General features: G+C 63.2%; 22 protein-coding genes and 2 pseudogenes. 10 read left to right on the top strand and 14 right to left on the bottom strand.

Annotation, left to right across the window (positions count from 1 at the left end; translation table 11 throughout):
• Window positions 1-22 precede the first annotated feature (22 nt).
• From AC0V7N_RS16600 to AC0V7N_RS16570, 7 genes are all read right to left on the bottom strand, one after another.
• Window positions 23-1,231 (bottom strand): adenosylhomocysteinase, encoded by a 1,209-nt coding sequence (locus tag AC0V7N_RS16600; RefSeq protein ID WP_475459353.1) that lies wholly within the window; start codon window positions 1,229-1,231, stop codon window positions 23-25.
• Between the two features lie 106 nt (window positions 1,232-1,337).
• The gene (gene arsK / locus AC0V7N_RS16595; RefSeq protein WP_475459351.1) at window positions 1,338-2,618 is read right to left on the bottom strand and encodes an arsenite efflux MFS transporter ArsK; all 1,281 of its coding nucleotides are present in this window, start codon (window positions 2,616-2,618) and stop codon (window positions 1,338-1,340) included.
• Window positions 2,615-4,000, bottom strand: coding sequence for an NAD(P)-binding protein (locus tag AC0V7N_RS16590; protein ID WP_475459348.1), 1,386 nt, complete (start codon window positions 3,998-4,000; stop codon window positions 2,615-2,617). The genes arsK and AC0V7N_RS16590 overlap by 4 nt, the downstream gene beginning before the upstream one ends.
• A gap of 42 nt (window positions 4,001-4,042) precedes the next feature.
• Window positions 4,043-4,363 (bottom strand): ArsR/SmtB family transcription factor, encoded by a 321-nt coding sequence (locus tag AC0V7N_RS16585; protein WP_010910714.1) that lies wholly within the window; start codon window positions 4,361-4,363, stop codon window positions 4,043-4,045.
• 65 nt (window positions 4,364-4,428) lie between these two features.
• Window positions 4,429-4,851, bottom strand: a complete 423-nt coding sequence (arsC, locus tag AC0V7N_RS16580) for an arsenate reductase (glutaredoxin) (protein ID WP_475459344.1) — start codon at window positions 4,849-4,851, stop codon at window positions 4,429-4,431.
• On the bottom strand, window positions 4,848-5,534 hold the full coding sequence (locus tag AC0V7N_RS16575; protein WP_475459342.1) for an aquaporin: 687 nt from the start codon (window positions 5,532-5,534) through the stop codon (window positions 4,848-4,850). The genes arsC and AC0V7N_RS16575 overlap by 4 nt, the downstream gene beginning before the upstream one ends.
• Window positions 5,535-5,544: 10 nt before the next feature.
• Window positions 5,545-5,877, bottom strand: a complete 333-nt coding sequence (locus tag AC0V7N_RS16570; RefSeq protein WP_475459339.1) for an ArsR/SmtB family transcription factor — start codon at window positions 5,875-5,877, stop codon at window positions 5,545-5,547.
• Between the two features lie 125 nt (window positions 5,878-6,002).
• Here AC0V7N_RS16570 and AC0V7N_RS16565 point away from each other — a divergent pair, with 125 nt between their 5' ends.
• Window positions 6,003-6,788, top strand: a complete 786-nt coding sequence (locus tag AC0V7N_RS16565) for a sulfite exporter TauE/SafE family protein (protein WP_475459337.1) — start codon at window positions 6,003-6,005, stop codon at window positions 6,786-6,788.
• Window positions 6,789-6,811: 23 nt separating this feature from the next.
• Here AC0V7N_RS16565 and AC0V7N_RS16560 read toward each other — a convergent pair whose 3' ends face one another.
• Window positions 6,812-8,725 carry a diguanylate cyclase gene (locus tag AC0V7N_RS16560; RefSeq protein WP_475459334.1) on the bottom strand — a complete coding sequence of 638 codons (1,914 nt, stop codon included), beginning with the start codon at window positions 8,723-8,725 and terminating at the stop codon, window positions 6,812-6,814.
• Between the two features lie 275 nt (window positions 8,726-9,000).
• A complete protein-coding gene (locus AC0V7N_RS16555; RefSeq protein WP_475459331.1) occupies window positions 9,001-9,834 on the bottom strand; it encodes an SDR family oxidoreductase in 834 nt (277 codons plus the stop codon).
• A 96-nt stretch (window positions 9,835-9,930) separates the two neighbouring features.
• Here AC0V7N_RS16555 and AC0V7N_RS16550 point away from each other — a divergent pair.
• A pseudogene (locus AC0V7N_RS16550) lies at window positions 9,931-10,811 on the top strand (LysR family transcriptional regulator); the annotation flags it as partial.
• 17 nt (window positions 10,812-10,828) lie between these two features.
• Here the strand turns inward: AC0V7N_RS16550 and AC0V7N_RS16545 are convergent.
• The 4 genes and pseudogenes from AC0V7N_RS16545 to AC0V7N_RS16530 all read right to left on the bottom strand — a co-directional run.
• Window positions 10,829-11,167 (bottom strand): annotated as a pseudogene (locus AC0V7N_RS16545) (type 2 periplasmic-binding domain-containing protein); the annotation flags it as partial.
• A gap of 69 nt (window positions 11,168-11,236) precedes the next feature.
• The gene (locus AC0V7N_RS16540) at window positions 11,237-12,619 is read right to left on the bottom strand and encodes a virulence factor family protein (RefSeq protein WP_475459329.1); all 1,383 of its coding nucleotides are present in this window, start codon (window positions 12,617-12,619) and stop codon (window positions 11,237-11,239) included.
• Window positions 12,616-15,084, bottom strand: coding sequence for a bifunctional lysylphosphatidylglycerol flippase/synthetase MprF (gene mprF, locus AC0V7N_RS16535; RefSeq protein WP_496627966.1), 2,469 nt, complete (start codon window positions 15,082-15,084; stop codon window positions 12,616-12,618). The genes AC0V7N_RS16540 and mprF overlap by 4 nt, the downstream gene beginning before the upstream one ends.
• On the bottom strand, window positions 15,077-15,391 hold the full coding sequence (locus AC0V7N_RS16530) for a hypothetical protein (protein ID WP_496627965.1): 315 nt from the start codon (window positions 15,389-15,391) through the stop codon (window positions 15,077-15,079). The genes mprF and AC0V7N_RS16530 overlap by 8 nt, the downstream gene beginning before the upstream one ends.
• A 159-nt stretch (window positions 15,392-15,550) precedes the next feature.
• On the opposite strand from AC0V7N_RS16530, the gene AC0V7N_RS16525 reads away from it, so the two are divergent.
• Complete coding sequence (locus AC0V7N_RS16525; RefSeq protein WP_475459325.1) at window positions 15,551-15,784, top strand: hypothetical protein; 234 nt, start codon at window positions 15,551-15,553, stop codon at window positions 15,782-15,784.
• Window positions 15,785-16,003: 219 nt separating this feature from the next.
• On the opposite strand, the gene AC0V7N_RS16520 is transcribed toward AC0V7N_RS16525, so the two are convergent.
• A complete protein-coding gene (locus tag AC0V7N_RS16520; RefSeq protein WP_475459322.1) occupies window positions 16,004-16,909 on the bottom strand; it encodes a LysR family transcriptional regulator in 906 nt (301 codons plus the stop codon).
• A gap of 93 nt (window positions 16,910-17,002) precedes the next feature.
• Between AC0V7N_RS16520 and AC0V7N_RS16515 the strand changes: the two genes are divergently transcribed.
• The 7 genes from AC0V7N_RS16515 (at window position 17,003) to AC0V7N_RS16485 (ending at window position 22,647) form a co-directional block, all read left to right on the top strand.
• Window positions 17,003-17,884, top strand: coding sequence for an aldo/keto reductase family oxidoreductase (locus AC0V7N_RS16515; RefSeq protein WP_475459320.1), 882 nt, complete (start codon window positions 17,003-17,005; stop codon window positions 17,882-17,884).
• Window positions 17,885-18,030: 146 nt separating this feature from the next.
• Window positions 18,031-18,366, top strand: coding sequence for an ArsR/SmtB family transcription factor (locus AC0V7N_RS16510; RefSeq protein ID WP_475459318.1), 336 nt, complete (start codon window positions 18,031-18,033; stop codon window positions 18,364-18,366).
• On the top strand, window positions 18,363-18,857 hold the full coding sequence (locus AC0V7N_RS16505; RefSeq protein WP_475459316.1) for an SRPBCC family protein: 495 nt from the start codon (window positions 18,363-18,365) through the stop codon (window positions 18,855-18,857). Before AC0V7N_RS16510 ends, AC0V7N_RS16505 begins: the two co-directional genes overlap by 4 nt.
• On the top strand, window positions 18,847-19,671 hold the full coding sequence (locus tag AC0V7N_RS16500) for an alpha/beta fold hydrolase (protein ID WP_475459314.1): 825 nt from the start codon (window positions 18,847-18,849) through the stop codon (window positions 19,669-19,671). Before AC0V7N_RS16505 ends, AC0V7N_RS16500 begins: the two co-directional genes overlap by 11 nt.
• A gap of 307 nt (window positions 19,672-19,978) precedes the next feature.
• On the top strand, window positions 19,979-20,386 hold the full coding sequence (locus AC0V7N_RS16495) for an esterase/lipase family protein (RefSeq protein WP_475459312.1): 408 nt from the start codon (window positions 19,979-19,981) through the stop codon (window positions 20,384-20,386).
• An 11-nt stretch (window positions 20,387-20,397) separates the two neighbouring features.
• Window positions 20,398-21,807: a hypothetical protein gene (locus tag AC0V7N_RS16490; RefSeq protein ID WP_496627964.1), complete on the top strand. Its 1,410-nt coding sequence runs from the start codon at window positions 20,398-20,400 to the stop codon at window positions 21,805-21,807.
• A gap of 87 nt (window positions 21,808-21,894) precedes the next feature.
• Complete coding sequence (locus tag AC0V7N_RS16485; protein WP_475459306.1) at window positions 21,895-22,647, top strand: pseudouridine synthase; 753 nt, start codon at window positions 21,895-21,897, stop codon at window positions 22,645-22,647.
• Window positions 22,648-23,344: the final 697 nt, after the last annotated feature.

The raw sequence follows: 23,344 nt of genomic DNA, 5'->3' as shown, positions 1-23,344 counted from the left end.
CAGGAACTGCGGGGAAGTATAGTCAGCGTGCCGCCCCCATCGTAGCCATCATCAGCCGGGCGATGCGCCGGTTGATGTCGTCGGGCACCGGCTGCGCGCCCGCCGCCAGGCTTTCGCCCGAAGCACCTTCGCCCTTCACCACCCGCTCCAGCGACAGCGCCTGCAGCATGAAACCGATATCCATGGATTCGATCGAATTGCCTTTTGGCTCGACGCCGGCAAGGTTGAACATCCGCCCCTCGGCGACGAGGATGACATGCCTTCCATTGGCGAGGTCGAGACGCCGCAAGGTGCCGTCGAGATCGGTGGTGCCGGTCGTCATGGCGGCGAGACCCTCAGTGTCGATCTCCCACGGAAAATGCCCGGAATTGGCCAGCACCGCGCCATCCTGCATGGCGGCGATCGCCTCAGCCGGCAGCACGCCGGCGCGGCCGGTGGCGGTGATGAACACCTGCGCCCACGGTGCCAGCTCCGCCAGCGGCGCCACGCGATAGCCGTCGAGGGCCGCCTCCAGCGCCTTGATCTCGTCGACCTCGACGACCGCCACACGGCCGCCCAGCGCCCGCAAATACTGGGCGATGCCGCGCCCGCACCAGCCATAGCCGATGACGCAGAAGCGGCGGCCAGGGATCATCAGATTGGTGATGCGCATGAAGCTTTCGACCACCGACTGGCCGACCGCGTGCTTGTTTTCGCCGATCGCCTTCAGCGGGCTGTCATTGATGACGATGGACGGGAACGGCACCTTGCCGGCCAGCGCGCCGCGCAGCCGGTCGCCACCCGAGGTCGTCTCCTCGGTGCCACCCAGGATGGACGCCGCCCTGCCGCGTTCGACAATGCCGGCGGCAAGATCGGCGCCATTGTCGAGCAGCATGTCGGGCTTTGCGTCCAGCACTCGCGCCAGATTGGCGTGATGGTCGGCCAGCGTATCGGCACGACGGCCGAACACGCCGATGCCCTGGCTTTGCAGGAAGGCCACGACATCGTCCTGCGTCGAGCCGTGATTGCCGGTGCCGATTATCTCGGCGCCGCCTTCGGCCAGCACTTCGAGCAGCACCGCCGTCTTGGGCTCGATATGCAGCGACATGCCGATGCGCTTGCCGGCGAAGGGGCGACTGGCGCGGAACTCCTCACGCAGCGTGGCCAGCATCGCCATGCGCGACCGGATCCAGGCGACACGGCCGCGGCCACGCTCGACCAGCTCGGCGGTCGCCGGATTGACCTGGGTCATTCAAAATCTCCAACACATACAAAAAAGTTTTTTGCATATGACGGGATGCGCGGAAGATCGTCAAGCCCTGGCGCCTGACGCTTCAATCGCGCAGGGGCGTGCCTGACTATCGCGACTGCGGGGGCGAGGCCATCGCCGGCCCCAGCGGCGGCGCGTACGGCGGTGCCGCATCGGGCGTGCCGCTGTTTTCGCGCTTACGCGATTGCCGGCTGATCAGCGCCACGGCGGCGAAGGCCGCGATGCCGAACAGGCCGGCTCCCACATTGAGCCACAGGGCCGGGAAAACGCCGAGGCCCGATATCATCAGGGTCAGGCCGAACGGGGCGAAGGCGGAACTGAACTGGCGCGCCGCCGTGATCCAGCCGACATAGGACCCGTAGCGCTCCTGGCCGAACAATTCGAGCGGCAGGGTGCCGCCGACAATGCTCATCAGGCCCGAGCCGAAGCCGAAAAGCACGGCGAACAGCATGGCGCCGGGCACGGAGGGCGCCACCAGCAGCAGCACAGCGAGGCCGCCGGCGAGTGCTGCGGTCGCGCCGAGCGCCAGCGATGTCTGCGTCAGGCCCCGGCCAAACAGCATGTTCACCAACCGGCTCGCCACTTGCGACGGGCCAAACAGGCTGGCGACCAGCACCGAGGCGCCGCCGAGACCGACCAGAGTGAGCAACGGCACCATCTGCACGAGAACCGCCGAAAGCATGAAGCCTTCTATGGCAAATCCGGTCAGCACCAGGACGAACAAAGGCGACCATCGCCGGTCTGGCCCGGGGTCCGACAGGCCCGATGTGACCGGGATGATCCTCTCCCGCGCCTTTCCGGCATGGCTGGAAAGCCTGGCCAGCCACCAATGGATCGGCAGGCAGACGAAGGCATTGAGCGCGGCAAAGAGAACGAGCACCTCCCGCCAGCCGAGATGCTGGTGCAGCAGCGTCGTCAATGGCCAGAACAACGTCGAGGCGAAGCCGGCGATCAAGGTGAGATGGGTGATGCCACGACGCGCGCCGCCGAGCTGCACGATGGCGACGAAGGCCGTGCTGTAGAGCACGAAGCAGGATGCGAGTTCCATGGCCAACACGCCGAGCGCAAAGCCGGCGCGCCCCGGGGCCAGCGCGCACAAGAGCAACGCACCCGCCGCCGCCAGCGATCCCGGCACCATCAGGCGCCCTGCTCCGACCCGGTCCGCGAGACTGCCCGCGAACGGCGCCAGAACAGCGCTTGCCAGCAGCGACACCGACAGCACGGCGAACACCCATTGCTGCGACCAGGCGAGCTCCGCCGCCACCGCCGGCGCCAGGATGCTGTAGCTGTAATAGAGCGTGCCATAGCCGATGATCTGGGTGGCACCCAGAGCCCAGATGGCCGAGGCAGGGATCTTGCCGTCGGTCACTCGGCCGCTTCCATCTTGCCGGCGCAGCCGCAACCGCTTTTGCCGGCGGCCTTGGCGTCGGCATCCGCCACGCAGCAGGCATCGGTCGCCGCCGGCGCCGGCCCGCCGCAACAGCCTTGCGAGGCGCGCCCTGCCGGCACCGTGCAGACGCCGGTTTCGGGCAGCACCAATTGCACCGCGTCGGCCGCCGCCATGTCGCCGGCGAGCGCCGCCGCGACCGAGCGGACCTGTTCGTAGCCGGTCAGCAGCAGGAAGGTCGGCGCACGGCCATAGCTCTTGATGCCGACCGTGTAGAAGCCGGGCTCCGGATGGCTGAGTTCACGGTGGCCGTGCGGCGGCACGTCGCCACAGGAATGCTCATTGGGATCGATGAGCGGACCGAGCGCCTTGACGCTTTCCAGCCACGGATCGAGATCGAGCCTGAGCTCCCTTGTCAGCGACAGGTCCGGGCGCTGTCCCGTCGCGGCGATGATGCGGTCGACGGGGCCAAGTTGCAGCAAACCCTGCTGACCCTGCCCCTCGACGATCAGTCGGCCCTCATGCTCGCGGATCGCAAGCGTCGCAAAGCCGGTCACCAGCCTGACGCGGCCGCTTTCGGCGAACTCGCGCACATCGGCGCCGAGTTCGCCGCGCGCCGGCAGCTGGTCGGCGTCGCCACCGCCGTAGATGCGCACGAGGTCGGTTCCGCGCACCGCCCAGATGAAAGCCGTGCCGGCTTCGGCCTCCGCCAGCCTGGCAAGGTCGAGCAAGGCGTTGGCCGCCGAGTGGCCCGAACCCGCGACCAGCGTCGTGCGGCCGGCATAAAGCGCGCGGTCGCGGCCGAGAACATCGGGGATGCCGTAGGCGATGCGATCGGAAAACTCCGCCTCGCCCTCCGCCGCGATGCCGCCGGCGCCGAGCGGATTGGGCGTGCGCCATGTCCCCGAAGCGTCGATGACCGCGCGGGCACTGTCGCGCCTCGTGCCATTAGCGGTCTCGACGACGAGCATGAACGGCCGCGTCCCGCGCTCACTGCCGCGCACCTTGTCGGCGCCCCAGCGCGATATGGCCACGACACGCGCCTTGGTTTCGATCGCCGGCGCAAGTTGGCTGGCGAGCGGCTCGAGATAGTGCGCGACCAGTTCATCGGCGGTCGGGAACGCTTCCGCGTCCGGCATCCGCCAGCCATGGCCTTCGAGCAGCCTGCCGGCTGCCTGGTCGACGCAATAGCGCCACGGCGTGAACACGCGGACATGGCCCCAATCGCGCAAATTGGCCGCGACACCGCTGCCGGCTTCATAGAGCTTCACCGGCAGGCCCCGGGCCAAGAGATGAACGGCGGCCGCCAGGCCAACCGGGCCGGCGCCGATGACGGCGATGGGCAGATCGTTTTGTGTGGCCATAGCTTCTATCCTTCCGGTATTATCGAAATAACAGGCAAAAATTTATGCGGCCGCGTCACCCGCCGCCGGATTGCAAGCCGCATCGGCGCAGCATTCGTCGGCCAGGAAGCCGATGAGATCGTTCATCATGGGATAGTTGGCGCGGCAGATCAGCGTCGTCGCCTGCCGCTCCTGGCTGACCAGCCCCGTCAGGATCAGCCGGTGCAGATGGTGCGACAGCGTCGAGGCGGCGATGCCGAGGCTCTCCTGCAGGAAGCCGACCGGTCGGCCGGCCTCGCCAGCCCGAACCAGGATACGATAGAGGTTCAGCCGCGTCGGATTGCCGAGCGCTTCCAGTTGCTTCGCTGCTTGTTCGAGTTTCATGGAAATAGGATGCGGCCAGCGACAGGAACCGTCAAGCCCTATTTCGAAAAATATCGAAATAGGCGTCAGACGACCCGCTTGCCGCCGGCATCGACGACGACCTCGCCGTCCTCCTTGGTGAACGGGCCGATATCCGGATTGGGCAGGATATCGAGCACCGCCTCTGACGGCCGGGCCAGCACGACGCCGAGCGGCGTCACCACGATCGGCCGGTTGATCAGGATCGGATGCGCCAGCATGAAATCGAGGATCTGGTCGTCGCTCCATTTGGCATCGCCAAGGCCGAGTTCCGCATAGGGCGTGCCCTTTTCGCGCAGCAGCGCGCGCGGCGTCATTCCCATTGCCGCGATCAGCTCGATAAGCTTTTCGCGCGACGGCGGGTTCTTCAGATACTCGATCACCTCCGGCTCCTCGCCGGACTGGCGGATGATCGCCAGCGTGTTGCGCGAGGTGCCGCAATCGGGATTGTGGTAGATGGTGATGGTCATTGCGCGGCTTTCATGTGCGTGGGTGTTCTGGGTTCAGCCAGCAGCCAGCCGGCGAGCGCCAGCGCGAGCAGCGCGCCCGCCAGTTCCGCTGCTATGAAGGCCGGCACATCGGAGGGCCGGATGCCGGCAAACGTGTTCGAGAAGGCACGGGCAATGGCCACCGCCGGATTGGCAAACGAGGTCGAGGCCGTGAACCAGTAGGCAGCGGTGATATAAAGCCCGACCAGCCAGGAGATGGCATCGCTGCGGAAGCGCAAGCCGGCAAGGATGGTGAAAACCAGGCCGAAACTCGCGACCAGTTCGGCCAGCCACTGCCCCTGCCCGCTGCGCACCGTTGCCGACACCTCCAGCAAGGGCAGGTCGAACATGGCATGCGCGACCAGCGTGCCGGCCAGGCCACCGACAATCTGCGCGGCGATATAGCCCAGCACGGCCAGCCAGCCAATGTCGCGCCGCAGCCCGAAAACCAGTGTGACAGCCGGATTGAAATGCGCGCCGGAGATCGGTCCCAGCGTGGTGATCAGCACAACCAGAATGGCGCCGGTGGGAATGGTGTTGCCGAGCAGCGAAAGTGCGGCATCGCCGGTCAGCCGGCTGGCCATGATGCCCGAGCCGACCACCGTGGCAACCAGCATGGCGGTGCCCAGTGCTTCGGCCGCGAGACGGCGTCGAAGGTCGGTCATGGTTGCCGCCTCAACATTTGCAGGTCACCGCCTGGATGATCGGCTGGCAAAGCTCCGGCGCGCCGTTGCAGCAATCCTCCATCAGATAGGCCAGCAGATCGCGAAACCCGGTCATGTCGGCCGTGTAGCGGATGCTGCGCCCGTCGCGTTCGGCATCCACCAGCCCGGCCTGGCCGAGGATTTTCAGATGCGCCGACATGGTGTTCTGCACGGTGCTCAGCCGGGTGGCGATCTCGCCGGCCGGCACACCTTCGGCCCCAGCCCGAACCAGCAGCCGGAACACCTCCAGCCTGGTTTCCTGGCCGAGTGCTGCAAGCGCCAGCAATGCCGTTGTCTTGTCCATAAATCCATTTATCCAGATTTATGGATTAATGGCAATAAGCCCCGAAACGGAAAACCCGATGGGTCGTAAGCGATACAAACAGCGAGCCTATTGAAACGCCCGATCGTGTCGCTGCATATGGGCGCATGGCTCAACGCGGCATACTGTCTTTCATCGTTGGAACTGGCGTCGGTTCGCTTGGCGGATTGATCGGGCTTGGCGGTGCCGAGTTTCGTTTGCCGTTCCTGATCGGCCTGTTTCGCTTTGCCGCCTTGGAAGCGGTCATTCTCAACAAAGCCACCAGTCTGGTTGTCGTTGCCAGTGCGCTGCCTTTCCGGGCATCCATCGTGCCGTTTGGTGATATCGCCGCCCATTGGCCTGTCATTCTCAACCTGCTTGCCGGCTCGCTGGCCGGTGCCTGGTTCGGGGCCGGATGGGCAACGCGATTGAAATCAGAAACGCTCTACAAGGTTATTGCACTTCTGCTGGTCGGGATCGCGGTCGTCCTGCTGATCGGCCATGATCCCCAATCGAGTGGCGATCCCGTCGCCGGCGGCTGGCTGCAGATTGTCCTGGGGGTCATCGCGGGCTTCGCGATTGGCGTCGTGGCCAGCCTGCTTGGCGTAGCCGGTGGAGAGCTTCTGATACCGACGCTGATCCTCCTGTTCGGAGCCGATATCAAACTTGCTGGCAGCCTCTCCCTGGCCGTGAGCCTGCCAACGATGATTGTCGGCTTCACCCGCTACAGTCGCGACCAGAGCTTTGTCGTGCTCAGCAAAAACAAGGCATTCGTCGCCGCAATGGCAGCCGGATCGATCCTCGGAACGTTCATCGGCGGAAGGCTGCTCGGCATCGTGCCGGCATCATTGCTGCTGCCGTTGCTCGCCGCAATTCTGATCGTGTCTGCTTACAAGGTCTGGCGTCACCAATAGGGCTTAGACTTCAAACTGAAGCCTCACGCTTTGCGCCGGGAACCTGTCGAGCGCGGCTCGCTGAGATGCGGGCGCCAGCCATGCACGCGATCCCGCCCCGCGGCCTTGGCGCCGTAGAGCGCCTCGTCGGCGCGCCTAAGCAGATCGGCGATCTCGATGGCCGCACTGCCGTCGAAAGTGCCGACCCCGATGCTGACGGTGACGATGCCCTTTTCGCTGCCGGCATGCGCGAGCCTGAGATCGCGCACCTTGCCCCTGAGGCTTTCGGCGATGACGAAGGCGCCCCGCGCGTCGGTCTCCGGCAGGACGATCGCGAACTCCTCGCCGCCATAACGGGCCGCCGCGTCAGCCGGCCGCCGCGCCGTCGCCTCGATGCAGCGGCTGACGGCGCGCAGGCATTCGTCGCCCGCCGGGTGGCCGTAATGGTCGTTGAAGCGCTTGAACCAGTCGACATCGATGATGAGCAGGCTGAGCGGCATCGTGTTGCGCCGGCCGCGGGCGAATTCGCGCGCCAGCGCGTCGTCGAAGGCCCGGCGCGTCAACAGTTCGGTCAGCCCGTCGCGGTGCGCCAGCAGGTTCAGCTTCTCGTTGGCCGCCATCAATTCGGCCTCGATCTGCTTGGCCTCGGTGATGTCGGAAAACACGCTGAGGCTGCCGCCATCGCCGGTCGGACGGGTCCGCACATCCAGCCAGCGCCCGTCGGCGAGCCGCACCTGGCGGTGGCTGGCCTGCGTCTGCAAGGCCATGATGTCGGCGATCCACGCCTCGACCGCGTCCGATGGCGTGATACTTTCTCCCCGCGCTGCCGACGCGCGCAGTATGTCGCGGTGGTTGGCACCCGGCACCCTGATATCGGCCGTCTTCGGAAACATGGCGCGGTATTGAGCGTTGCACAGCACCAGCCTGTCCTCGGGGTCGAACATCACCAGGCCGTCGGCCATATGCGTCAGCGCGTCTCCGAGCCTCGCCTGGCTTTCCGCCAGTTCGGTCTCCAGCTGCTTGCGCTGGGTGATGTCGCGATTGTGGGTGATCAGGCCGATGATGGCCCCGGTCCTGTCGCAAAACGGCGCCTTCAGCGTCGCCAGCCAGGCATCGGTGCCGTCCTCATGGTGCAGGCGCTGCTCGATGGTGGTGGAGACACCCGACGCCAGGGCGGCAAGCTCATCCTGGCGGAATTGCTGCGCCGTTTCCCGGGGATAAAAATCGAAATCCGTCTTGCCGATCAGCGCCTTGGCATCAGGCGCCTGCATCAGTGCGGCCGTTGCCGGATTGGCGGCGATGAAGCGCCCGTCAAGATCCTTGACGTTGAGGCAGTCGGGCAAGGTCTCGACCACGGCCTTGAAGATGCGCCTCGATTGCAACGCTTCAAGACGACGCCGTTCCTGGTAAATCGCCAGCCCCGACATCGCCACGGAGACGAAGATCAGCAGGCTGGAGGGAAACACCACTTTTGGCAGGACCGTCTCGATAATGGACCGCGGCAGGACACTGAGGCCAAGCAGCGATCCGCATGCGGCGGCCGCACCCAGGATCATGATATCGCGCATGGTGGGGGCGCGGCCCCTCAGCGCAAGATTGCCGGCAATGCCGATCAGCATGGTGGCCGCGATCCCGACCGCGCCGGCGAAAGCGCCGATGCCGCCCTCGAAAACCCGGAAGGCACCGGCCATGACGCCGGCGACAATGCCGGCGACAGGACCACCGAAGAAGCCGGCAACGGCAATCATCGTCGCCCGGAGATCGACCATGACGCCCGGCTGCAACTGCATCGGCGTCAGCATCAGGATGATGGCGCCGGCGCCCATCAGCAGGCCGAAGGCCGCGGCCTTTACAACGGCCGGCCTGCGGTCCAGCCACACATGCGTGTGGATCCAGACCGAAACGAACATCGCAACGACCGCGAGGTTGGCCAGCAATTCAGACCAGGGCGAACCCATTTTCCTGCGTGTCCCCCTTCTTTCATGCGTCGAGGGTGCGTCGGCCATTGGCGACGCTGCCCTCGTGGATACGCCGGGCAAGAAAACAAACCGTTACAGACCGGGTTTGGATTGTTCGGATGTGCGGACGGAGTGGGGTTTCCCGAGGGGGTCCGGTTCAGCACCGACAGGACCTCAACTTTCTACCGAGACATGCATTCATGCATAAAAATAGGCACTTAAGCGCGTCTAATGAATCTGTTTCGACCCAGTGCACTTGACCCCCGCAGCAAGGATTACCCGTCGATCGCCAGCGCGCTTGAAAGCGCGCGATAGGCTTCGATCTGTTGCTGCAGTGTCGCAATCTTCTGTTCGGCCGCAAGGATGGCATCGGCGCCGGCCAGGAAGCGGCGGGGAAGCGCGGCCTCCTTGTCCAGCGTGATCAGGGCCTGCGCCAGTTTTGCGGGGTCGCCGCCCTGAGTGCCGTTCGCACCGGTCCAGAAGGCTTCCTGCTGCGCACGACGCGCGCTGTAATCCGTAATAGTGAGATCGGCATATCTGGTCGATTCCTCGGTGAGAAGTTCGGTGCGGAAGAAGCCCGGATTGACGATCATGGTCTCGATGCCGAACGGCGAAACCTCGACCTGCAGCGCTTCCATCCAGCCGTCGAGACCGAACTTGGACGCCGAATAGGCGGTGCAGAATTCGTAACCCACGAGGCCCGCCGTCGACGAGATCGAGATGATCCTGCCCGATCCCTGCTTGCGCATCGCCGGCAGGAAGGCGCGGGTGACATTCATCGGGCCGACAAGGCTCGTGGCCAGTTGAAGGTCCATCTGCCGAGGCGACAGTTCCTCGAAATAGCCGGCCTGGAAGCTGGCTGCGTTGTTGACCAGGACGTCGATGCGGCCAAAGCGCTCTATGGTGGCCTTTGCCGCCATCTCGGCGTCGGCGCTGCTGGTGACGTCCAGCTTGACGACCAGAAGCCTGTCGGATTGGCCGACAGCTTTCGCCACCTTGTCTGTATCGCGGCCGGTGGCGACCACTTGATGGCCGGCGGCCAGGGCAGCCCTGGCAATATGCAGGCCCATGCCTCGCCCGGCGCCGGTAATGAACCAAACTTTGCTCATGTTCTGAAATCCCTTCGTTGCCGGGGTTAGATAACCCCTGCTGATGAACGGGATTAGATGGTATTATCGGCATGAACTTAGAAATGGGATTGATGAATGCGAAGGCAGAACGTGAACGACCTGCTGGCCTTTATCCCGTCGCCCGTGAGCAGAGCTTCACCAAGGCGGCCGCCAGGCTCGGCGTGTCACAGTCTGCGCTAAGCTATACCATCCGCACCCTCGAGGAGCGGCTTGGCCTTCGGGTTCTGACCCGCACGACCCGCAGCGTCGCCCTGACCGAGGCCGGGGAAAGGCTGCTGGGCAGCATCGGACCAAGGTTCGATGAGATCGAACGCGACATCCAGGCATTGGGAGAGATGCGCGACAAGCCGGCCGGCACGGTCAGGATCAATTCCGTCGAGCACGCCGCTGAAACCATCCTCTGGCCGGCCATGGCGCGGTTGCTGCCGCAATACCCTGACGTGAACGTCGAGATCATTTCGGACTATGGTTTGATCGACATCGTGGCGGAGCGCTACGACGCCGGCGTGCGGCTTGGCGAGCAAGTGGACAAGGACATGATCGCGATGCGTATCGGTCCTGATTTCCAACAGGCGGTGGTCGGGGCGCCGGCTTACTTCGAAGGCCGGACGCTTCCAGGCACACCGCAGGAGCTTACCGAGCACCAATGCATCAACCTGCGGCTGCCGACGCATGGCGGCTTCTATGTCTGGGAGTTTCGCAACGATGGCCGCGAACTGAATGCCCGTGTCCAAGGTCGTGCCGTGTTCAATTCCATAAGCTTGATACGGCAAGCAGCGCTGGACGGATTGGGACTTGCCTACCTGCCATTGGACGTGGTGGAGGCCGACATCAGCACCGGCCGGCTGCTGCGCGCACTGGACGACTGGTGCACACCACGCCCCGGCTATCATCTCTACTATCCCAGCCGACGCCAGCCTTCACCTGCCTTCGCTCTCGTTCTCGAGGCCCTTCGCTGCCATTCATCCACCCCTCACCCCCAACGCATCGTCCCGACAAAGTCGATGAACGCCCGCAGCGGCGCCGGCGTGAGGCGGCGGCCGGGATAGTAGAGGAACGGGCCGGAAAATTCCTGCCACCAGGGCTCCAGCACCGGCTCCAGCCGGCCATCGTCGAAATAAGGCCGCAGCCAGTCCTCGAACAGCGAGACGATGCCGCCGCCGGCGATCGACACCTCGAGCGCCAGCGCCATGGCCGTGCAGGTGCTGACCAAAAGCGGGCCGGTCGGTTCGACGCTCACCACCTCGCCGTCGCGTTCGAACTCCCAGGCCGGCGTCAGGCCGCTGGCGAAGCGGCCACGCAGGCAGGCGTGCTTTGCCGTTCTTCGGCTTGCATCAAACCTTGCGATAGAAGCACTGTCCGCGCTCCCGCGATCGCGGCGCTACGACATTCTCGGTTTCATGCGGGCAAGAAGAATCTTGGCCAGCGCGGGGTAGTCTTCATCGAAGTGATGTCCGCCCTTCATCTTCAGCGTCTGGATTCCCGCAAGCAAGGGATCGGTGCAGGCCGTGTCATCCTCGTCCTCGCCATAGACGCACAGTAGGCGCTCGCTCGGAATGGTGGCAATCGCCGGCACGACGAAATGGTCGCCTCCACCGCCGAGCCAGCTACCAACGGTCACCTGGAAGGTAATCGTTTTCTGGGTGGCGAGGAGTCCGACAAACCGGATGCGATCCTTTACCCGCTTCGGCAGCAAGGTCCAGGCAAACGGAAAGACATCGGCGCCAAATGAATAACCGTAGACCGCGACGGGCATTTTGCCCGAGGGATCGGCGCGGTCGATGATGGATACGGTATCATTTGCGATTTGCCGTGGCGTACGTTCCGCCCAGAAGTAACGAAGCGAATCGATGCCCACCACATGAACGCCGTGTTTGCTCATCTCGTCGCCAATCACCTTGTCGAGGTCGCGCCAGCCGCCGTCGCCTGAAAAGAACAGCACAAGGGAATCTGGCTTCGAACTGGCGGGGATATCGATGGTCGGCAGGTCATTTGACGATGCATCGCTCGCGGCGATTGACATCACGGCGTCTACCGCCGCGTCGAGGCGGCCAGACACGCTATCGACGACAACCGCCTTTGCCCGCATCGCATTGTCGGACGATTGCGTGGAAATACCCGCAAGCGGCGCGGCCGAAACCAATGTTGCAGGGGAAGGCAATCCCGCGTCGAGGGCATAGTCGAAGCCGCCCGCCGGATCCGCCGTCGGTGTTGCGCCGCCCGGGCAGGTTGGCAGCGACGTGACCAGGCCGCGCGTCGGTTCGAGCGCGACTGCACCGGCCAGCGTCGTCACCGGCGCATCGGCCAACGCTGCATAAGCCAGCGTGCCTCCTTCGCCGATACCTGCCACCACCGGATGAAAATAGCTGCCGCCGCCGGCAGCGCGGATGGCCGCCTTGGACAGCGCCTCCAGATCGGAGCCGAGATACATGCACGCGCCATCGGCTGCATTGAGCTTGTTGCGATATTTTTCTAGGTCGACCTGCAGCACGATCAAGCCCTTGCTTAGCAGGGCGGTCGCCAGATCAAGGTCGCGCTGACCGATGCCGCCTTTTTGCGAGAACAGGATCACCAGCCCGGCCGGTTCCTGTTGCGGTAGCTGAACAGGAATATCGACCAGCCGCTCAGCGGAAACGCGGATCTGGCGTTGGACGGCCCGTGTCAGGTTGAAATGCAGCGCTAGGCCAAGGCCGGCAGCGATGACAAGAGCAGCCAGAACCAAAGTCGACAGGCTCTTGGTCATCTGCGCAAAATACGCAATCATTTCCGAACGAGTTCCAGCGGACCGCCGCCGATCAGAGCGGTGACGTCGAACAGGGATCGTATGGTGCCCAGTCCGGGCGGACATATGAAATAATGCGGGGTCCAGACGGGATCGAACTTGTCCTTGAAAGCCTTGAGCCCGTCGAAGCGATAAAAGGTCTGGCCACGCCGGTAGAGAAAGGACCCGAACCGGTTCCACCGGGAAGCGAGCCGGCCCGCCGACAATCCGGAAAGCGGTGCCGCGCCCAGATTGAACCAGCGATAACCCTGCAACTTGCCATGAAGAAGCAGTTTGGTCAGCAGCGCGTCCATGACGATCTTGGGCGCGTCAGGCACATGGCGCATCAGGTCGACGGTCAGTTCGCTTTTGTCGGCGCTTCCCCACAAATTGGCGAAAGCGATGATGCGGCCCTGCCAACGCATGACGGCCACATCGAATCTGCTGACATAGTCATCTTCGAAATAGCCCAAAGAAAAACCTTTCTCGGAGCTCGCCTTCATCCGGAGCCAGGCATCCGACACCTCTCGCAATTCGCCGAGAAGCGGTCTCACATTGGCGGCTTCTATGATTTCGAAAACCAGACCATCCTTTTCAGCGCGTCGATCGGCGTAGCGCAGCGGCTGGCGGCGTGGGCCGTCGAGGTTGAAAGCCGTCAAGTCGACGCGCGCGACCTCGCCGAGCTTCAGCGCGACGAGGCCCATGTCCAGGTACATGGGCAATTGGTCCGGTTGCACACCGTAAAAGGCTGTACGGACCGCGGAGCGGTCGGCCAGGTCGTGAAAGGCCCAGGCGAGCTTGCTGTCGCCCTCGACAGGCCCGATCGGCCCGCCGAGCGCGATAAGGCTGCCGCCCGAGCGCGCATACATGATGAAGCCCCGGCCGTCCGGCGACATCAGGAATTGCTTGTCGCCGAGCATTGCCAGAGCCGCATGGGTCACGTTCGAGGAGGCGACGATCGCGCTGACGGCCGGAGGGATTTCGGCGCGTTGCTTGCGGTCGATGGCCTTTCGATTGATGGCCGTGTGAAGCGCCGCCGCTGCCGTGGCGATCAGGATCACGATGCTGGCGCGCAGGAAGCGTGGCGCGTCGCCGTCAATGGCAAATTGCCAGAACAGTTGATTGGAATAGTCGATGTCGCGATAGCTGAAGAATCCAAGCCAGATCGAGATCGCGACGATGCTGATGACGCTGGCGAGCCAGCCCCATGACAGCGTTCCGATTCCCTCGATCGGGCGGCGATAGAAAGCCTTGCGGAAGCTGATCAAGACTGTCGACAGGATCAGGAGGACGCTCGCATCCTCCCAATCGAGGCCCTTGCCGATCGAAAAGGCGGCTCCCAGGATGAACAGGATGAGCGACGCCGCCCATGCCTGCTGAAGCCGCCGCGCCAGCCCCCGCGCAAGGATCAACATTGCAATGCCGGCGAAGCTGGCTGCGAGGTGCGAGACCTCTATGAATGGCAGCGGCAGCATGTCGGACAGAAGGTCGAGGCGTTCGGCAGCACCTGGAATGGAACTCGAGAACAACAGCATTATCCCGCCCAGGAAGGTCGCGCCGGCGGCAATTGGTGGGACGAGAGGCTCCAGGACTCGGCCTGCATAGAGCACCCGCTGCGACACTTCGGCGTGCCGTGCGTAGATCTCGAATGTCAGGACACCGACGACGGCAACCAGAAAGGGCAAAAGCGTAAAGATGATCCGGAAGGCGAGCAGAGCTGCGATGGCATCCGGATTGTTGCCCAGGCCAAGGCCGGCGATCATCGATGCCTCGAAGGCGCCGAGACCGCCTGGAGCGTGGCTGGCGATGCCGATGATGGTCGCCACGACAAAGACAAGCGCAAAGACCGCCGGACTGGTGGTGACCGTCTCGGGCATCAAGACGTAGAGCGTTCCGGCGGCGGCGCAGACGTCAACCAGGCCGGCCACGATCTGTGTCAGCGCGCCGCGCGAACCGGGCAATTTGATGGAAAACCTTCCCACCGTCAGCGTACGTTCGCCGCGCGACAGCCATACGACCAGCAAGCCAACCGAAAGAATCATCGCGATGCCGAGCGTCAGGCCCAGGCGAGGATCAAGCTGGTCGACAAACGGTGTACGAGCCGGGTCGAGGACCAGGGCAAGAGCGATCATCACGGTGAAGGCGAACCAGATCGACAGCCACGAGGTGGCGATGATTCGACCGATATCGGACAAGGCAATGCCTTCGCCGGCATAGATGCGGTAACGCAGCATCCCGCCTGTCAGCAGCGAAAAGCCCAGTGCATTGGAGATGGCGTAGCCGGCAGCGCCGACGCATGCCGCCAACAGCTTGGGGACGCGGCCCGGCGCGATCGTCTCCACAGCCACGACATCGTAAAAGGCGACGGCGGCAAAACTCAAAAATGTAAGTGCAAGCGCGACCAGAAGGTGCTTGCCAGGGATGTTTCGCGCCGATTCCAACACATGGTCGAGCGAAAGGTCATTCAAAAATCGCTGTAGCACCACCACGGTGATTACCGCGATGGCCACGCCAGCGACGGGGATGGCAAAATGCTGGTAGCGTCCCCGAGAAGCCGAACATCTGCAGCCGCGCATCGCGCGTGGCCATCGGATCGGCTATGGGATCCAGGTGGCTCGGATTGGGAAATTCAGGCTTCGGAATCATACTGCTCAAAATGTCCTTGGTCTTGTCGGAGCTGGCGGCTACCCACGTCAATAAGGGGTTTTCAAGATTGATGCTCGCTGGGCGTCGGACGGGTTTGCTGGCAAGGCCCGCCTTCGACGGCGAGACCATCCCGTATCCGTCAATCCCGAGAGCCCATGGCACAACGGGCGCTTCCTAGCTTCCTCGCCTAACGTTCTTGTTGCTTTTGTGTCCCCAACGCCGGCTGCAATGTCGATGACGGCGTTTGCCTAGGGCATTTACAGCACTACGACGACAGCACTACGACGGATGAACGACGGTATAGGTCGTCTCAATGGTGGGAGGAACCGGGGGCTGTGCAGTCGCGACTTCTCGAGTGACATCGCCATGACGGTGTTGCCGACGAAGCGTCCGCATGGCCACAAGAAGCGCGAGTATCGAAAAACAAACGATCACTACGATTGGTATCAAGACGATTGCAAGCGCGCCGCCCAGAACCACCGCGAGCGCAATTCGAAAGGTTTCAGCGACCCTGTTCATTGAAACGACTCCATTCCCGCCGGAAACAATGGACCACTGAAATTTCCCGCGCATTGCCGCTGCAATAAATATTCGTAAGGTCTGTTCGACAGGTCGGACACGAAAATATGAGAAAGGCTCGCTTTCTTTTCATCGCTCCTTCAGTTCATCGGGGCGCGCATGTGACAGGCTAACCATCGGGCAAGAGGCCGGTACGCTTGGCGCCACGATGCCCGTCCGAAATCACCCCCAGCGCATCCCACCAACAAAATCGATGAAGGCGCGCAGCGGCGCCGGCGTGAGGCGGCGGCCGGGATAGTAGAGGAACGGGCCGGAAAATTCCTGCCACCAAGGCTCCAGCACCGGCTCCAGCCGGCCATCGTCGAAATAGGGGCGCAGCCAGTCCTCGAACAGCGAGACGATGCCGCCGCCGGCGATCGACACCTCGACCGCAAGGGCCATTGCCGTGCCGGTGCTGACCAAAAGCGGGCCGGTCGGCTCGACGCTCACCACCTCGCCGTCGCGTTCGAACTCCCAGGCGGCCATAACGCCGCTGGCGAAACGGCCGCGCAGGCAGGCGTGATCGAGCAGGTCGCGCGGATGCTCGGGCCGGCCGTGCCGGTCGAGATAGGCTGGTGCTGCGGCGGTGGCGAAGCGCTGCCGGCGCGGGCCGATGGGCACCGCGATCATGTCCTGCTCCAGCCGCTCGTCATAGCGGATGCCGGCGTCGCAGCCGCTCGCCAATATGTCGACGAAACTGTCCTCGGCGGTCACTTCCATGCGGATGTCGGGATAGGCGGCGAGGAAGGGCGGCAACAGGCGCGGCAGCACCAGCTTGGCCGCGACGACCGGCACGTTGAGCCGCAGCGTGCCGGCCGGACGGCCGCGAAAGCCATTGACCACGTCGAGCGCCGCCTCGACCTCGCCCAGCGCCGGGCCGAGCCGCTCGAGCAGGCGCGCGCCGGCCTCGGTGGGCGCCACGCTGCGCGTCGTGCGGTTGAGGAGCCGCACGCCGAGCCCGGTCTCCAGCCGCCGCACCGTCTCCGAGAGGCTGGAGGCGCTGACGCTGCCCACCCGTGCCGCCTCGCGAAAGCCGCCGGCGCGCGCCACCGCCATGAATGCCTGAAGGTCGCCCAGATCCGTTGCCATTGTTCGCTTTTCTGCACAGGCTGTGCCGATTGCACCATATTATCGCGCAGGCGTGCTTTGTCTACATTGGGTTGATCCAAAGGAGATGAGACCATGACCGACATCAGCAAGGCCGGAACTTTCAAACTCGGCGACCGCACAGTGAAGCGCCTCGGCTACGGCGCCATGCAACTGGCAGGACCGGGCGTCTTCGGTCCGCCGAAGGACCGCGACGCCGCCCTTGCCGTGCTGCGCGAGGCGATCGCCAGCGGCGTCGACCACATCGACACATCGGATTTCTACGGCCCGCACGTCACCAATCTGATCATCCGCGAGGCGCTGCACCCCTACCCGGCCGACCTCACCATCGTCACCAAGATCGGCGCCCGCCGCGACGACAAGGGCGCATGGCTTCCGGCCATGGCTCCCGACGAGCTCCGCCAGGCCGTGCACGACAATTTGCGCAATCTCGGCCTCGATGCGATCGACGTGGTGAACTTCCGCCGCACCGACGGCCTGCATGAACCGTCCGAGGGCTCGATCGCCAAGGAAGTGACGGTTCTGGCCGAACTGCAACAGCAGGGCCTGATCAAGCATATCGGGCTGAGCAACGTCACGCTCACCCAGGTCGAGGAGGCGCGCCGCATCGTCCCCATCGTCTGCGTGCAGAACCTCTACAACATCGCCAACCGCAACGATGACGCGCTCATCGACAAGCTTGGCGCGGCCGGCATCGCCTATGTGCCGTTCTTCCCGCTCGGCGGCTTCACCCCGCTGCAGTCGGACACGCTGGCCAATGTCGCCAGGAAACTCGGCGCGACGCCGATGCAGGTGGCGCTCGCCTGGCTCTTGCGCCGCGCGCCCAACATCCTGCTCATCCCCGGCACCTCGTCGGTCGGTCATCTCCGCGAGAACCTGGCGGCGGCCGAACTGGAATTGCCCGGCGACGTGATCGCGGTGCTGAACGGCATCGCGGGCGAGAAGGCAGCCGCCTGAGCGTTTGAACACCCCTTTGCCGGGCGACAGTTTTTCCCGGCAAAGGGACGCATTGCGCGCAACACCATAGGCCAGCCAGAACCCATTGACGTGGTGGGCTTGCTCCTCTATAGAACCATTCAGTTCCAGAACTAATCGGTTCCATAATGGCCACTCAAATCTCCCTCGACGACACGTTCGCGGCCCTCGCCGATCCCACGCGCCGGGCGATCCTCGCCCGGCTGCTCGACGGCGAAGCCTCGGTTGCCGAACTGGCGCAGCCCTTCGCGCTCACCGTGCGTGCCGTCTCCAAGCATGTCGGTGTGCTGGAACAGGCCGGCCTCGTTACCCGCAGCCGGGCGGCGCAAAAGCACCTCAGCCGCATCGAACTCAGACCGCTGCGCGACATCGACCGCTGGCTGGATGACTACCGCAAGCTGTGGGAAGACCGTTTCGACCGCATGGAAGACCTCCTGCGGCGCGGCGCGGACAGGCCGGAATGAGCGCGCCCGCAACCGCCGACCGCAGCTTTGCCATCGAGCGGATTTTCAACGCCCCGGTCGAGCGCGTCTTCAAGCTGTGGACCGATCCGCTTCTGGTGGCGCAATGGTGGGGCATCAGGGACTGCACCATTCCCCATTGCGCGCTCGATTTGCGTGTCGGCGGCCGCTGGCGCATCGACATGCTGACCCCCAGTGGCGCGCTCTATCGCAACCAGGGCAGCTATCTCGAGATCGTCGAAAACGTCAGGCTGAGCTACCGCGACGAACCGGACCCCGAAATCCAGGAATGGGCCGGCAAGCCGCCCGGCCAGAGCCGCCATACCGTGACCTTCGCGCCCGATGGCGCGCGTACCCATGTCCATTTCGAGGTGACGCTGGCGAGTGCCGCCGACCGCGAACGCCTGCTGGCGCTCGGCATGCGCGGCGGCTGGATGCAGAGCTTCGACCGGCTGGAACAGTTGATCAACAGAGGAGCCGACCATGCTGGCTGAAAGCGCCAGGCCGACCACGCAAGCCGTGTTGTCGCGGGATGGAACACCGATCGCCTGCGAGCGCCGGGGCCGCGGCCATCCGCTCATCCTCGTCGACGGTGCGCTCTGCTCGCGCGCCATGGGTCCGAGCGGCCCGCTGGCCAAGGCGCTGGAAGGCGATTTCACAGTGTTTCGCTACGACCGCCGTGGCCGTGGCGACAGCGGCGACACCTTGCCTTACGCGGTCGAGCGCGAGGTCGATGACATCGAGGCCGTGCTGCAGACGGCCGGCGGTGAAGCCTATGTCTGGGGCATGTCTTCAGGCGCCATGCTGGCCCTGATGGCGGCAGCCCGCCTGCCCGGCATCAGGAGGCTCGCGCTCTACGAAGCGCCGCTGATCGTCGACGACGGCCGCGCGACCACGCAAGGCGACTGGGCAACGATCCGGCAAGCCATGGCGGCCGGCCGGCGCGGCGACGCCGTGAGCGCCTTCCTCAAATCGGTCGGCATGCCCGGCCTGCTCATCGCGGTCATGAAGCTGACGCCGATCTGGCGCAAGCTCAAGGCGGTGGCGCATACACTGCCTTATGACGGCGCCATCGTCGCCGGCGACCAGTTCGGCAAGCCGCTGGACCCCGCCCGCTGGACCGCGCTCAGCGTGCCGACACTGGTGACCGATGGGGGAAAAAGCCCGCCCTGGATGCGCCATGGCAACAAGGCGTTGGCGCAGGCTCTGCCCAATGCCCGCCACCAGACACTGGCAGGCCAGAACCACATGCTGAAACCCGCCGCGCACGCGCCTGTACTGACAGAGTTCTTCAACAGGCGGGACTAGGTTCGCTCGGTGGCTCGAGCGGCAGACATCAATCACAGGAAAGGCCCAGGCCTTCAAATTTTTGTCAGCAATTTGCCAATTGAGTAGACTTCCGCACCATCAAGTTTAAGGTATTTCCCCGGGGACTTGGAAGTATTTGAGCGGGGACCACAAATGCCCGGCGCTGGAGCCGGAATTGGAAATTTGAAGACATCGCTTCTTCCAGCACTTTTGCATGCAACCCTTCGCCAATGCTTGAACCGTTCCCGACAGTGAGCCGTAATCTGGTTCGCCGTCAGCGGGATCTCGGTCGGAAAAGGGATAGGACGTGGCAATCAAAGGTTTTGTACAAGGTAGCGGCGATGCCGATCGGGCACCTGTTCTGGCAGTTATATTGCATGGCTGGCGGTCCGGACCTCGACGAATGAAAGATGTCGCACAGGCTACTCGTGAGACATTGGGACAAGCAAACCGCGTCGATGTCTTTGTCCCGTCCCTTCCGTATCATCAAAAGCTCAGTACGGCGCGAGCCATTGATATTGTGGCGCAATTACTTTCCGATATCGACGAGATAGTTACTTCGGAGCCACGATACGAGCGGATCGTTCTTATCGGCCACAGCATGGGGGCAACAATAGCACGGCGTGTGTTTCTCGTCGCGTCGGGCAATCCGCCTGGATTTGCGACCGAGGAAATCTTTCGCAACGAAAAAAGAGAGCGTGGGCGAGCAAGGTAGACCGCATTATCTTGCTTGCAGCCTTCAATCGCGGTTGGCAGATTTCGCCGCGTTTATGGTGGTGGTATTCGCTTGGCTTCAGTCTTTGTGCGCTGATTGGGCAAGTTTTTCCTGGATGGGTCCCTACCATCTTCGATATCAGGCTGGGCTCGCCGTTCATGGTCCAGACACGATTGCATTGGCTAGCCTACCGGCGCGGGCAGCTCGTCTCTGGAATGGCGAATGAAGCGTCATCGCGGCAACTGGCAGGCCACCACTCGATCGCGTCGCCGGAACCCATCTTGATACAACTGATTGGCAGCCGGGACGACCTCATATCTCCATTCGATCAGGTCGACATTGCAGTCGACGGCAGCTCTTCAAATGACCGCTCGTATTTCCTGATTAAACTTGATCAAACAGACCACAACAGTTCTATCCGCTTTACCGGCAAAGGCAGCAAAGAGCGGGCGGCTCTGGCACGACGGGCACTGTTTGAAACCGCACTGAATGGCACCAAACAAGCGTTGGTCGCGGTGGCTACCGACCCGACCCTGCTGATGGATGAAGTCGACAAACCGGACGACGCGGTAGAGCAGACGGTGTTCGTCATTCACGGCATCCGCGACGACGGCTTCTGGACCCGTCGCATCGCGGAACAGGTGCGTGAGCAGATCAAACACCCCACGAAATTCCGCGCCTGGACACCGACTTATGGGTACTTCGCCATGCTGCCCTTCATTCTGCCCTGGGCACGATTCCAGAAGGTGGAATGGTTCATGGATCAGTATGTCGGCGCTGTGGCGCAGTACCCGGGGTCTTTGTTTCACTATGTCGGCCATTCCAACGGCACTTATCTCGCCGCGCGTGCGCTGGTGAGCTATCCCGCCTGCACCTTTCGCCATGTGTTCTTTGCGGGCAGCGTGGTGCGGACCAGCTACGATTGGAAAACACTTGTCGACGCGGGCCGCGTCGGACGCGTTCTGAACATCGTCGCCAGCAGGGATTGGGTCGTCGCCTTGCTGCCCAAAAGCCTCGAGCGGTTTCGCAATTTTGATCTGGGGGGAGCTGGCTTCGATGGTTTCGAGCAGGCCGATTCAAGTCCGGCTGCCGAAACCGATCGGAAAATCAAGGTTGTGCAGCGTCAGTTCGTGCAAGGCAGCCACAGCGCCGGCATCGCCGAGACTCAATGGAAGAATATTGCGAAGTTCATTGTTCACGGCGAGGTCTTCCCGGCGACCATCGAGGATGGTTTTGTCGAGAAGCAACGCTGGTTTCTCAAACTCGTATCCAGCACCCGAGCCACTCTGTGGTTGGGAGCAGCAATCGTCTTCCTTGCAATTCCAGCGTTGATCATTTGGTTGAGAACAAGCACCTGGCAGTGCGCAACAATCCTGCTAGTCTACGCCCTGATCGTGAAATTTGTCGTCACGCGCGTCTGACGCGGCCGTCGCCGATACCTTGCACCTTCCTCGCCGCCCGTGGCATCAGTCCGCGCGGCAGATCACGCGGGACGACGACGCGCAAGCATGGCACCACGAGGAATAAACAACACCGGCAGGCCGGCAAGCGCCGGCGTCAGCCTTAACCGCGCGCTGTCAAAACTCGGCCTGTGCTCGCGCACGCAGGCCGAGGCGCTGATTGCCGAGGGCCGCGTGCGCGTCGGCGGCAAGGTGGTGCGCGATGCAGCACTTCGCGTCGACCTGAACCGCGACCGCATCGTCGTCGATGGCGAGCAAATCGTTGCCGAGCGCAAGGTCTATGTCATGCTCAACAAGCCGCGCGGGCTGGTCACCACCCGCGACGACCCGCAGCAGCGCGACACCGTCTATGCCTGCCTGGAAGGGCTAGACCTGCCCTTCGTCTCGCCGGTCGGCCGCCTCGACAAGGCGAGCGAAGGCCTGCTGCTGATGACCAACGACACGCATTTCGCCAATCGGCTGATGGACCCGGCCTCGCATCTGCCCAAGACCTATCACGTCCAGGTCGGCACGGTGCCGGACGAAGCGATGCTGGAGACGCTGCGTGCGGGCGTCACCGTCGACGGCGAGATCCTGACGGCAAACTCGATCGCGTTTTTGCGCAGCGGCGGCCGTACCGCCTGGCTGGAGATCGTGCTCGACGAGGGCCGCAACCGCCACATCCGCCGCCTGCTCGCCGCCCGCGGCATCGAGGTCAAGCGCCTCATCCGCATCGCCATCGGCCGGTTGCCTCTAGGCGACCTCGCCAAGGGCACGGCGCGCCATCTGACGGCGGAGGAGCTGGTGTTGGTGGGTGGGTGAGTTGGTGAGCGCCACGCTGTCATTTAACGGTAATATTTATGACAACTGTATAAGACTCTCCCGTAATTGTATGGATCGAGAACGTTATCTGATCCCGCCCTTTAAATCCAGGATTTGACCTGTAAAGACCACTTACTCCGTCAACTTTTCGAGAGTCACATTTATAGCGGTCACTCCCCTTGGAATAGACAGGATAAATCTTTCCAAATACGATCCTGATCGTTCCGTGACTCGGCCCAGCGATTGCCCTTACATCTTGTCTACCCTCAGTTGAACAGTCTGGGTTCAGACTCGAGCCCTTGATGACAGAGACCTCTTTTCCAGAGGGTGCTGTCTTCTCTTGGCTTGACCAACGCGCCATCGCGGCCACCGGACCGACAGTGAGCCCTAGAAAGGCAAGCATCGCTATGATACCAGTCGCGCGGCAGATCATCTTGGCTTTCCCATACATGCTGATTCTATGAAAATATAAAGAAATTCTCCGGATCGCCGGCTGTATGAGATATAGGCACCGCTTCGTCTCACAAAAATGAATTTCTACTCGACCTTAATCTTTATAAAAAACTTATAAGAATTTCCAGTTACCGTATGAACAGCTATAGTCACCTGATCCGTCCCTTTAAATCCTGGGCTTGACCTGTAAAGCGCCCTAACCCCGTCGACTTTCCGAGAGTTGCATTTGTAATGGTCATTTCCC

The organism is Mesorhizobium kamtschaticum (assembly GCF_056174585.1).
The sequence above is the reverse complement of the archived record's forward strand: the minus strand, read 5'-3'. Positions and strand labels throughout refer to the sequence as shown.

Bases quoted from the DNA above. Each gene is read 5' to 3' on its own strand.
- AC0V7N_RS16600 (WP_475459353.1), bottom strand. From the start codon at position 1,231: ATGACCCAGGTCAATCCGGCGACCGCCGAGCTGGTCGAGCGTGGCCGC.
- AC0V7N_RS16500 (WP_475459314.1), top strand. From the start codon at position 18,847: ATGCTGGCTGAAAGCGCCAGGCCGACCACGCAAGCCGTGTTGTCGCGG.
- AC0V7N_RS16590 (WP_475459348.1), bottom strand. From the start codon at position 4,000: ATGGCCACACAAAACGATCTGCCCATCGCCGTCATCGGCGCCGGCCCG.
- arsC (WP_475459344.1), bottom strand. From the start codon at position 4,851: ATGACCATCACCATCTACCACAATCCCGATTGCGGCACCTCGCGCAAC.
- AC0V7N_RS16485 (WP_475459306.1), top strand. From the start codon at position 21,895: ATGGCACCACGAGGAATAAACAACACCGGCAGGCCGGCAAGCGCCGGC.
- AC0V7N_RS16515 (WP_475459320.1), top strand. From the start codon at position 17,003: ATGACCGACATCAGCAAGGCCGGAACTTTCAAACTCGGCGACCGCACA.
- AC0V7N_RS16520 (WP_475459322.1), bottom strand. From the start codon at position 16,909: ATGGCAACGGATCTGGGCGACCTTCAGGCATTCATGGCGGTGGCGCGC.
- AC0V7N_RS16555 (WP_475459331.1), bottom strand. From the start codon at position 9,834: ATGAGCAAAGTTTGGTTCATTACCGGCGCCGGGCGAGGCATGGGCCTG.
- AC0V7N_RS16530 (WP_496627965.1), bottom strand. From the start codon at position 15,391: ATGGTCTCGCCGTCGAAGGCGGGCCTTGCCAGCAAACCCGTCCGACGC.
- AC0V7N_RS16575 (WP_475459342.1), bottom strand. From the start codon at position 5,534: ATGACCGACCTTCGACGCCGTCTCGCGGCCGAAGCACTGGGCACCGCC.
- AC0V7N_RS16570 (WP_475459339.1), bottom strand. From the start codon at position 5,877: ATGGACAAGACAACGGCATTGCTGGCGCTTGCAGCACTCGGCCAGGAA.
- AC0V7N_RS16505 (WP_475459316.1), top strand. From the start codon at position 18,363: ATGAGCGCGCCCGCAACCGCCGACCGCAGCTTTGCCATCGAGCGGATT.
- AC0V7N_RS16565 (WP_475459337.1), top strand. From the start codon at position 6,003: ATGGCTCAACGCGGCATACTGTCTTTCATCGTTGGAACTGGCGTCGGT.
- AC0V7N_RS16510 (WP_475459318.1), top strand. From the start codon at position 18,031: ATGGCCACTCAAATCTCCCTCGACGACACGTTCGCGGCCCTCGCCGAT.
- AC0V7N_RS16525 (WP_475459325.1), top strand. From the start codon at position 15,551: ATGAACGACGGTATAGGTCGTCTCAATGGTGGGAGGAACCGGGGGCTG.
- AC0V7N_RS16585 (WP_010910714.1), bottom strand. From the start codon at position 4,363: ATGAAACTCGAACAAGCAGCGAAGCAACTGGAAGCGCTCGGCAATCCG.
- AC0V7N_RS16560 (WP_475459334.1), bottom strand. From the start codon at position 8,725: ATGGGTTCGCCCTGGTCTGAATTGCTGGCCAACCTCGCGGTCGTTGCG.
- AC0V7N_RS16540 (WP_475459329.1), bottom strand. From the start codon at position 12,619: ATGATTGCGTATTTTGCGCAGATGACCAAGAGCCTGTCGACTTTGGTT.